This window comes from Binatus sp. (SeqCode), assembly GCF_049584895.1.
GTDB lineage: Bacteria > Desulfobacterota > Binatia > Binatales > Binataceae > Binatus.
This window is the reverse complement of record NZ_JBAUYR010000074.1, coordinates 1-10,363: the sequence shown is the minus strand read 5'-3', so window position 1 is coordinate 10,363 and position 10,363 is coordinate 1. Positions and strand designations below refer to the sequence as shown.

Genomic DNA, 10,363 nt, shown 5'->3' with positions numbered 1-10,363 from the left:
ACTCAAACGCGGCGCAGTACTCCAGTCCATCGGTAGCGGCATTTGTCGAGCGGCTTGGTGAACGAGAGGTCGCAGTACGCGGCAACCATTTTGAACATCCCGGACGCCAACGCCGCGAGCTCGAGCGTCGTGGGAGTCGTGTAGCGCACCGGAATCAGATCGCGAGTTGTGACCACGCCGGCGGGAAAATTAATCGTGCACTCGAGCTCGTAAACCGAGTGTAGCGGCGAGTGCCACGGTATCGGCCGATGGAACTCGCGGATCTCGAGTGCAACATTACCGGCACGCGCAGTGCGCTCACGCCACATCGTGCGCTGCCGGACGCGCGGAAGAGGATCCTGGCGGTCGATGTCGATGCAGTAAAGGCCGCCGGGCTTGAGCGCGCGCGCGACGGATTTGAGATGCGAGAGCAGGTCCGCGTTCTCGACGATCACCGGAAATGTCTCTGACATGAAGATCGCGGAATCGAATGAGCGCTCGGGGAGAGTGAACTTCTCGATCGGTCGGCGGTAGAATCGAAGATTCGGATTCGCCCTGCGGCGCCCCGCCGCGATCATCGCCGGCGATCTATCGATTCCGACCACCTCGAAGCCGTCGCCCGTCAGCAGGCGGCCGTGGGGCGAGTCGCCACAACCGATGTCGAGGATGCGGCGCGTCTGAGTTTTGCGATGCCGATTCCAGATCTGTTGCAGGAAAAGTACCTCAGCCGGGATTTCGCCGGGACTCTCCAGATGCGCGCGCCGAAAGATGTCGGGATATTCATAGATGCTCGGTTCCATCGGCGATGAGCGTACCGACCACACGCCTGGAGATCGACGCTTGAGATTTCGCGGCGAACGGCGGGATAATGCGCGCTCAACCAAGTTCCTTGAACGACCGTTTAGGGGAAAGCCGCAATGAGTAAGCCGCTCGAAGGAATCAAGGTCGTCGAGATAGCGCAGGAAATCCAGGGACCGTTCGCGTCGCTGGTTTTGGCCGACATGGGCGCCGATGTGGTCAAAGTCGAGAACAAGGAGACCGGCGACCTCAGCCGCTGGATGCTGACTGCGCTGATCGGCGGGCCGGACGTCAAGAACGCGACGGTGTCGCATTATTTCATCGCGATGAATCGCGGCAAGCGGAGCATCACCGCCGATCTGAAAAAGCCCGACGCGATCCAGATGGTGCGCCGGATGGTGAAATCCTACGACGTGCTGGTCACCAACTACCGGCCCGGCGTGCTCGACCGCCTCGGGCTCGGCTACGACGACGTGCGCAAGATCAATCCGCGCATCGTTTACGCGCAGGGCAGTTCGTGGGGGCCGCGCGGGCCGTGGGTGACGCGACCGAGCCGCGACACTCTCGCGCAAGCGGCGAGCGGTGTGATGGCGAAGACCGGGATGCCGGCCGATCCGCCGCTGGCCGCCGGGATGTTCGTCGCCGATCATTCGGGCGCGCTCAGCCTGGCGAGCGGAGTGCTGGCGGCATTGTTCGCGCGCGAGCGCACCGGCAAAGGGCAGAAGGTCGATGCGTCGATCTACGGCACGATGATCGCGATGCAGGGAATGGAGATCAATTACACGTCGATCACCGGGGTCGAGCCCGAGCGCGCCGGTCGGGGACATCAGTTTCTGCGCGGCGTGTGGGGCGCGTTCCCTACCAGCGACGGATTCATCTGTATTGCGGGTGTCGACGAAAAGCGCTGGCCGTCGTTCTGCAAGATTGTTGGGATTGAGCATCTCGAAAAAGATCCCGAGTACTCGGACAACGTCGTCCGCAATTTTCATGGCGAGAAGATTCAGAAAGTGCTCGACGAGATCTTCCCGAAGAAGTCGAGCAAGGAGTGGCTCAAGCAACTCACCGACGCCGACATCCTCGCGACCGAGGTCGTCGATTACCGCACGATGCTTAAAAGCGAGCAGGCGCGCATCAATGGATACCTGCTCGAACTCGACCATCCGGTGGCAGGCAAGGTGCTCGTGTCGGGCACGCCGATAACGATCAACGGCGAAGTCACCACCGCAGCCGAAGCCGCGCCCGAACACGGGCAGCATACCGAGGAAGTGCTGCTCGAGCTTGGTTACACATGGGAGGAGATCGGCGCGCTGCGAGACAGCGGCGCGGTATAGCGTCACGGGCGCGTGACGCGATAGATGACGAACCTCCCGCTTACGTTCACATGGTAGTAGAGGGATTTCTCATCCGGCGACAGCGCGGGGGCTTCGGCGAATCCCGTGATCGCTTCTATTTTGCGAGGCTTGCCAAACGGCTCTGACGTGCTTGAGCGCGTCGCAGTGTAGATCACCGGCGGCGGCTTAGGCTGCGAATTCACAATATCGATCCGAGTCCAGAAGAACTCGAGTCCCGACTTCGAGATGTCGGGCGCGTAGTTGAGGTCGTGCGTATTGATCTTGTGCATGATCTCCTCGCTGTTCTTGAGGCGCACAAACTGATCGCCACGACGCTTCGCGACTGCGATACTCGCGCTTTGCGGAACGCTGCCGCCGTTGAAGACGCCGTCCACGAAGTACAGCGTGCTGCCGTCGGGACTAATGCACTGGTCGAAATTTATGTCGCCCAACTTGTCTTTTGAAATTCCCGGGACAATCGCGACGTTCGAGAGGCTTCCGCTGGAAAATGTACCCGAATAGATCGTCGAAAAAGTCTGCGAGTAACTCCTGGTCGAGACGAAATAGAAAATGTCGTTTACGTCCATCGAGGGGACCGCGTTCAGTCCGGGTGCGTTGGCGCCGCCGATCTCGCCCTGGAATTGAAACGTCACATCGTCGATCCGCGTCGCGTAGTACAGATTGGTCTGCGGCAGCGAGTTCGAATTGTTGAAGAACAGGTAGTTGCCGTCGGGACTGACGAACGGCTCCATCGCGTCCTGGCTATATCCCTCGATCGTCACGGGCTGAGGATTGGTGAAGATCCCAAACGTCGGCTTGGCGTCCGGCGCTTCGGCAGTTGAGTCGCTATCACCCGCGCACACGGTGAATGCTCCGCAAAGCAGGATCGTCCAGATCATCGCGCAGATACAAATGCGGTGGGTCGAGAGCATTTTAACTTTGATTTCCCTGTTGCATATTTGTTCAAACTCAAATGCCCTAGTAGCTGCAAACGAATCGGGACATATCTTAGCGAGATTTGCGGATGGCGGAGCGGCATATCGTGGCGATGGGCGGCGGCGGATTCTCGATGGAGCCGCGCAATCCGCGCCTTGACGACTTCGTGCTGAGTCTCGCGCGGCGTGGGCGGCGTCCGCGCGTATGCTTCGTCGGGACGGCGAGCGGTGACAGCGACTACTACATCAGACGCTTCCACGAAGCGTTTCCGCCGTCGCGTGCCGCCGCGACTCATCTGACGCTCTTCGACCGAAAGGTTAGCGACCTCAAAAAGTTCGTCATCGAGCAGGACGTGATCTACGTCGGCGGCGGCAACACCTTGAACATGCTCGCAGTGTGGCGCTTGCATGGACTCGACAAAGTCCTGCGAGCGGCCTGGAACGCGGGCGTCGTGATGGCGGGAATCAGCGCGGGTGCAATCTGCTGGTTCGAAGACGGCGTCACGGATTCGTTCGGCACGCCTACTCGCGCCCTCAACGACGGCCTCGGATTCGTGCGCGGTGCGTGCTGTCCGCATTATGATGGTGAGAAGGAACGGCGGCCGGTGTTGATGCGTTTGATCAAGCGCGGCTTTCCATCGACGCTCGCACTCGATGACGGCGCCGCCGCGCATTTTGTCGGAACGCGGCTCGCCGAAGTAGTTTCGTCACGACGCAAAGCCCGCGCCATGCGCGTCGAGATCAAGCGCGGTATCGTGGTCGAGACAGCGATTCCTGTGAGATACCTCGGCGCGGGCAAATAAGGAGAGAGCAAATGCCGATAGCCGGAACGATCGATGAAGGCGAGCGCAGTTACATCCCCGCTTTGGGAAAGCGCTGGCTGCTTCCGCTTTACGATCCGTTCCTGTGGCTGCTTGGCGCGGACAAGGCGAAACAGACGCTGATCGAACAGGCGGAGGTCAAAGCCGGGTTCCGCGTACTCGATATTGGATGCGGCACCGGATCGATGGCGATCAGTATCAAGCGGATGCATCCGGAGGCCGAGGTGGTCGGAATTGATCCGGACCCTGATGCTTTGGCGCTCAGCAAGCGCAAGGCGAAGCGGGCGGGACTTTCTATCGAGTTCGATCGCGGCTTCGCGGACCACATGCCGTATGCGGATGCGGCGTTCGACTGCGTGTTCTCGTCGTTCATGTTCCATCACCTGGCGGCGGACGAGAAGACTGCCACCCTCGGCGAGATTCGTCGCGTGCTGAAGCCGGGCGGCTCGCTTCATCTGCTGGATTTCGTCCACGAGCACGACGCGCATTCCGGAGAGCCGGCGCACCGGCACTTGATCCATCGCAGCGGAGTTGTTGCGGATCGGATCGAAAGCCGGATGACGTCGCTGATGGTCGAGGCCGGGTTCGCGGATGCGAAGGAGTTGAAGCGTGCGAAAAACTTTTTCGGGCCGATCGCGTACTTTCGCGCCATCAGTCCTGCGGCGTGACAACGCGGGCTGGCCTGCTCTAGAATGCGGACCTCAAATGCGGTGAGGATGAGTAGATGGCGGCATCCACGGAAATCGTCGAGATAAAGGCGCGCGAGATTCTCGACTCGCGCGGCAACCCTACCGTCGAAGTTGACGTGCGGCTTCGCGGCGGCGCGCTCGGCCGCGCCGCCGTGCCTTCCGGCGCGTCGACTGGCGTTCACGAGGCGCTCGAGCTTCGCGACGGCGACCCGAAACGCTACGGCGGCAAGGGCGTGCTGAAGGCGGTCGCCAATGTCAACGGGACGATTGCTAAGAAGCTCAAAGGGGCGGACGCGACGAATCAGAGTGCAGTCGATCGCACGATGATCGAGATGGACGGTACCGCGAACAAATCGAAGCTCGGCGCGAATGCGATGCTCGGCGTATCGCTCGCCAATGCGCACGCGGCGGCGGCCGCGAATGGTATGCCGCTTTATCTGTATCTCAACCCCAACGCGCACGTGATGCCGGTGCCGATGATGAACGTCGTCAACGGCGGGCAGCATGCGGACTCGAACGTCGACATGCAGGAGTTCATGATCGTGCCGGCGGGCGCCCCAAATATTGGCGAAGCGATCCGGATGGGCTCCGAGGTTTTTCACGCGCTCGCCGCCGTGCTCAAGAAGCTCGGTCATTCGACCAACGTCGGCGACGAGGGAGGCTTCGCGCCCAATCTCAAGAGCAACGAGGAGCCGATCGAGCTCATCCTCGAGGCGATCGCGAAAGCCGGATATCGTCCCGGCGTCGACGTGTCGATCGCGCTCGATCCGGCGTCGAGCGAGTTTTTCGAAGACGGCAAGTACGTGTTCGCGCGCGGAGACAAAAGCTCGCGCAGCGCTGAACAGATGGTCGAGTTCTACGCCGCGTGGCTCAAGAAATATCCAATCGTCTCGCTCGAAGACCCACTGGCAGAAGAAGACTGGGCGGGCTGGAAAATTTTGACGCGCGAGCTCGGGGCCAAGACCCAACTCGTCGGCGACGACATTTTCGTCACCAATCCAAAATTTCTGAAACGCGGAATCGACGAGCATGTCGCGAATTCGATACTGATCAAGGTCAATCAGATCGGCACGCTGACCGAGACGCTCGCGACGATCGAGATGGCGCGCGCGGCCGGTTATACCAGCGTGATTTCTCATCGCTCGGGCGAAACCGAGGACACGACGATCGCGGACCTGGTGGTTGCGACCGGCGCGGGACAAATCAAAACCGGATCGATGAGCCGGTCCGAGCGCAACGCCAAGTACAATCGCCTGATGAGGATTGCGGAAGAGCTCGGCTCGAAGGCGACGTACCCTGGCACGGCGGCTTTCAAGCGCGGGAAATCCTGATGCCCACGAGGCCGCCGGTCGCAGCGCTGATAATTTTCGACGGTTGGGGAGTCAGCAAGAGTGGCGCGTCGAACGCGATCGCGGCGGCGAAGACTCCGGTGATGGATCACCTCTACGCTACGCAAGCGCACACCGAACTGGATGCGTCCGGCGAGGCGGTCGGGCTGCCGCCGGGCGTGATGGGCAATTCGGAAGTCGGCCATCTGACGATTGGCGCGGGCCGGGTCATCTACCAGGACCTGATGCGAATCACGAAGGCGATCGAGAGTGGAGCGTTCGCGCGCAACCCGGCGATTCTCGATGCGATCAGAAGAACCGTCACCCTCGGCACCACTCTGCATATCTGGGGACTGCTTTCTGACGGCAGCGTGCATAGTCATATCGATCATCTGATGGCGATCCTGGACGTCGCCGCAGGAAACGGCGCGAGCAGAATTGCGGTTCACGCGGTGCTCGATGGGCGCGACAAGCCGCCGCGCTCGGCGCTTCAGTTCATCGATCAACTCGAAGCGAAGCTGAAGCAGATTGAAAAGGAGGGCGGGCACGGCGGCCCGCCCCACTCGGCCCAATGTCGAATCGCGACGGTCATCGGGCGCTACTACGCGATGGATCGCGACAAGCGATGGGAGCGCGTCGAGCGGGCGTGGCGCGCGATGGTCGAAGGCGAAGGAATCGCGGCGTCGAGCGCGCGCGAGGCGGTCGAAAATTCGTACGCCGCCGGCAAGAGCGACGAGTTCGTCGAGCCGCACGTGATCGGTGAGCGAACGCCGATGGCCGACGGCGATCAGGTTATCTGTTACAACTTTCGCGCGGACCGGGCGCGCGAACTGACGGCCGCAATCGCACTCGACGGATTCTCCGAGTTCCGGCGACCGCGAATCCCTAAGGTCGGCTACGTGTGCATGACGGAGTACGACCGATCGTTCGGGCTGCCACTGGCGTTCGGTCCCGAAGACGTGCGCAATACGCTTGCCGAAGTTCTGGCGCATGCGGGGCTCAAGAATCTGCGGGTCGCAGAGACCGAGAAATATGCGCACGTCACCTACTTCCTCAACGGCGGGGTCGAGAAGGCGTTTCCGCTCGAGGAGCGCGCGCTGATTCCGTCGTCGAAGGTGGCGACCTACGATCTGGAGCCGGCGATGAGGGCGGCGGCGATCGCGACGCGCGTCGCCGAGGAAATCGAGGGCGCGAAGTTCGACGTGATCGTGATGAACTTCGCAAATCCCGACATGGTCGGGCACACCGGCAAGTTCGAGGCGACGGTGGCCGCGGTCGAAGCGACTGACGCGGCGCTCGGGGTCGTGATCGACGCGCTCGAGAAGCGCGGCGGCGTCGCGCTCATCACGGCGGATCACGGCAACGCGGAGTTCATGGCCGATCCCGCGACCGGGCAGGCGCATACCGCGCATACGACGAATCCGGTGCCGCTGATTCTGTACGATCCGAAGTTCAAGGGACACTTGAAGAATGGCGGCACACTCGCGGACGTCGCGCCGACGATTCTCGGGATGCTCGATGTGAAGGCGCCGGATGAGATGACGGGGCGCGATTTGCGGGTCGACACTGCGCGCTGATTTGCAGCTCTGCGGACGCGAAGAATCAGCAAATTCTACCACTAGTTGTAAGCCGTTAACTACCTGACTACCATCGGTAGCTTCGTTCCGTCAAAATTAATATTTCGTACGAGAGAGAGTCGTGGCTCGATCTTCAGAGATGCGGGCAAGCGAATGGCGTTGTGAGCGATGCTCATGTGCGATCAATAGCAAGGCGTGCGCGCAGGAATAAGGATGAACAGTTCAGCCCTGAACTTTTGTGGCGAGAAGATAAAAGCCAACAGCGTCCGTCGGGATTAAAGTGAGTGGGTGGCCAAACCCACTCGGCCAGAACTTCCAGGCTGGCACAAAAGAGCGGCGCATGGCGTTCCGAGAAAGGGAGACGAGTCTGACCATCTTCCGGTGAACTTGTAATGCGCGAAGCGTTCGTCGTAGTCGGATGCTATACTGGAGGGAATTGCAGATTTTGTTCAGGAAGCGAATTGTCATTTTGCGTGAGGAGAAGCCGATTGACACGAGTCCAGTGCTCGATCTGAAAGTGTTCGTGTCGGCAGAGGATTTTGACGTCCCCAAGAGTTTTATGCCGATCCTGGATGCACGCTCAATTGGGGTAATGGCCAGATTGCGGAGTTTCAGGTCGGGGGATACCGATTTGGTGCGTTCGGAGAATTGACCAAATGGCTCATCTGCGGACCCAGCTAGTGCAACGACTCGAGAAGTTCGGAGTGGAAGATCGCGCGTGGCCGGGGCGGCATGACGGATTCTCGTCCCTCTGCTACGGGGACAAAGCGTTTGCCCACTTCCACAGCGACAACGAACTGGACATTCGTCTAACCAAGAGCATCATCCACCGCGAGGGCTTGGTCCATCCCACTGATTCGAAAGTTCATCCCAACCGATCCAGGAATTCGCAATGGATTGAAGTCCGATTCGTGAAGGCTGCTGATCTTGAAAGGGTCGTTCACCTGGTGAAACTCGCCATTGAACAGATCTGACTCGAAGCCAATTGATCGGGGAGACGGACGCAGGGGGCTGCGGCACGCTTACCGGCGCGGGCACTTCGGTGAACGCCACCGCCGGCGCTGCCGCGCCCGCCGCCCGGATCGTGAATCGCTCACGAAAAAAATCGCGCTCGGAGTCGAACCCTCACCATGATCCTCTCCCATTCTGGGAGAGGGGAAGAAGGAACTACCAGCGGATTACCTGCTCGTAGATTTTTGGGAGCTGCCGCGGGAGCGACGCGATGTCCTCGATTACCAGGTAGCGCGAGGATTGGCACATCTGGCGCAGGTAGTCGTGGCCGGTTTTGTCGACCGTGATGCAGAATGGCAGGACGCCGGCGAGTTCGAGTTCCTTCAACGCGACCATCGTGTCCTGGATGCCGTAGGCGTTCGAGCGGCGGTCGTGGCCGTAGTCGAAATCCTGGGGGAAGCCGTCGCTCAGGAGGATCATGTGCTTGGCGCGCGACGCGACGTCCTTGAATTTTTCGCGCACGTGGCGAATCGCGGCTCCCATCCGGGTTGAGCGCTTGGGCTCGACCGCGCCGACGCGAGCCTTTACCTCGTCGCTCAGTTCCTGATCGAATTCCTTGATCACGTAGAACTCGACGTTGTCGCGGCCGTGTCCGGAGAAGCCCATGATCGCGTAGGCGTCGCCGATTTCCTCGAGCGCCTGCGCCATGATGACGAGCGCTTCTTTGTTCACGTCGATGATGCGGCGCGGACGATTGGCGGTTTGCGGGCGACGCTGCCACGCCTTCATCCAATCGTCGGTGTCGTCATCGTTTTCGGTATGCTTGCGCGGCTCGCGATGCACCGGCTCGTCGGTCGAGGCCGACATGTCGAGCAGGAACAGCGTGGCGACGTCGCGCGCTTCTTTCTTGCGCGCCTTATAGAAGCGGCCGTCGGGCGTCTCGCCCATCAGGCGCGCGACGCGAGCCTCGATGGTGCGGTCGATGTCGATTTCCTCGCCGTCCTCGAGTCCGCGGACCATCCGGTACGACGCGGGGCGGATGCGCTGGAAGTTGCGGCGCACGCCGGGGAGCATCTCGGCGTAACGGACGAGCGTGTTCTCAAAAAAATCGCCCTCGTCGCCGGTCAGCGGGATTTCGCGCAGTCTGCACCAGTTGCGGCGGTAGTCGTTCAGCACGTAATCCCATTCGTCGTAGGCGTAGTACGAATCCTGGCGGCCGCGGCCGATCATCAAGCGTCCCTGCCCGGTGACGCTGCCGACTTCGCCGAGCTGCTCGCGCATTTGCTCGAGCTCGCTGAGCTGCTTGCCGGTGAGTTGCGTCAGGTACATGCCGTCGCCGTCGGCGCTACCGTCGCCTTGCGAAGGTTTGATCTCGGCGCCTTGCTCGATGAGCTTGCGCAATTCTTCGGGCGAGAGCGCCCTGCCCTGCCCGCCCTTGGATTGCTTGCCCGAGACGTCCATCTGAACGTTCTGGTCGGGTTCGCCGCCGCCGTCACCCTGCTCGCCGTCTTCGCCTTCGCCGGCAGTTTGCGATTCGGAGCCTTTCATTCCTTTGATCAGGTCGTTGCGCATCCGCTCGGCTTCTTCTTCGGTGAGCGGATCACCTTCGCCGCGCTCGCGCGCCTGCCGAATCAGCTCCTGGAGCCAATTGTAGAGCGCATTGACCTGATGAACGCTGGTCATGACGTCGGCGCCAAGCGCGCGCACGGGCGCGAAGTGTAGCGCCGCCATTCGTACGAGCGGAGATTCGAGCACCTCGCCATTGGCGTCGAGATCGAGCGCCGCGCGCACCAGCATCGTGCTGAGCGACTCGGGATGGAGCCTGTCGAGCAGAGACCGGTTGAGGGTCGCGATGCGCGGTGCGAGACCGCGATAACGTCGCGCGAGTTCGGCGTCGATGCGCGCCGACTCCGCCAGACGCATCAGGGCGCCGGCCAGGCCGGGGTCGTCGAAC

Annotated in this window: 9 protein-coding genes; 6 read left to right on the top strand and 3 right to left on the bottom strand. The window is 61.2% G+C overall.

Annotated features, from left to right (window positions below; genetic code table 11):
* Nucleotides 1-2: 2 nt before the first annotated feature.
* Complete coding sequence (locus WB650_RS13355) at nucleotides 3-779, bottom strand: class I SAM-dependent methyltransferase (RefSeq protein WP_422303430.1); 777 nt, start codon at nucleotides 777-779, stop codon at nucleotides 3-5.
* A gap of 117 nt (nucleotides 780-896) precedes the next feature.
* On the opposite strand from WB650_RS13355, the gene WB650_RS13350 reads away from it, so the two are divergent.
* Nucleotides 897-2,108 (top strand): CaiB/BaiF CoA transferase family protein, encoded by a 1,212-nt coding sequence (locus WB650_RS13350; RefSeq protein ID WP_422303429.1) that lies wholly within the window; start codon nucleotides 897-899, stop codon nucleotides 2,106-2,108.
* Nucleotides 2,109-2,110: 2 nt separating this feature from the next.
* Here the strand turns inward: WB650_RS13350 and WB650_RS13345 are convergent, their stop codons facing one another.
* A complete protein-coding gene (locus tag WB650_RS13345; protein WP_422303428.1) occupies nucleotides 2,111-3,007 on the bottom strand; it encodes a hypothetical protein in 897 nt (298 codons plus the stop codon).
* Between the two features lie 125 nt (nucleotides 3,008-3,132).
* Here WB650_RS13345 and WB650_RS13340 point away from each other — a divergent pair, with 125 nt between their 5' ends.
* The 5 genes from WB650_RS13340 to WB650_RS13320 all read left to right on the top strand — a co-directional run bounded on the left by WB650_RS13340 (nucleotide 3,133) and on the right by WB650_RS13320 (nucleotide 8,432).
* On the top strand, nucleotides 3,133-3,846 hold the full coding sequence (locus WB650_RS13340; RefSeq protein WP_422303427.1) for a Type 1 glutamine amidotransferase-like domain-containing protein: 714 nt from the start codon (nucleotides 3,133-3,135) through the stop codon (nucleotides 3,844-3,846).
* An 11-nt stretch (nucleotides 3,847-3,857) separates the two neighbouring features.
* Nucleotides 3,858-4,532 (top strand): class I SAM-dependent methyltransferase, encoded by a 675-nt coding sequence (locus WB650_RS13335; RefSeq protein ID WP_422303426.1) that lies wholly within the window; start codon nucleotides 3,858-3,860, stop codon nucleotides 4,530-4,532.
* Between the two features lie 56 nt (nucleotides 4,533-4,588).
* A complete protein-coding gene (gene eno / locus WB650_RS13330; RefSeq protein WP_422303425.1) occupies nucleotides 4,589-5,884 on the top strand; it encodes a phosphopyruvate hydratase in 1,296 nt (431 codons plus the stop codon).
* Nucleotides 5,884-7,458, top strand: a complete 1,575-nt coding sequence (gene gpmI / locus WB650_RS13325; protein ID WP_423960806.1) for a 2,3-bisphosphoglycerate-independent phosphoglycerate mutase — start codon at nucleotides 5,884-5,886, stop codon at nucleotides 7,456-7,458. The genes eno and gpmI overlap by 1 nt, the downstream gene beginning before the upstream one ends.
* A gap of 704 nt (nucleotides 7,459-8,162) precedes the next feature.
* Entirely contained in the window at nucleotides 8,163-8,432 is a 270-nt protein-coding gene (locus tag WB650_RS13320) for a luciferase family protein (protein WP_422303423.1), read from the top strand.
* Between the two features lie 193 nt (nucleotides 8,433-8,625).
* Here WB650_RS13320 and WB650_RS13315 read toward each other — a convergent pair.
* Nucleotides 8,626-10,363 (bottom strand): nitric oxide reductase activation protein NorD (locus WB650_RS13315; protein WP_423960804.1); only part of this gene is annotated, 1,738 nt, incomplete at its 5' end.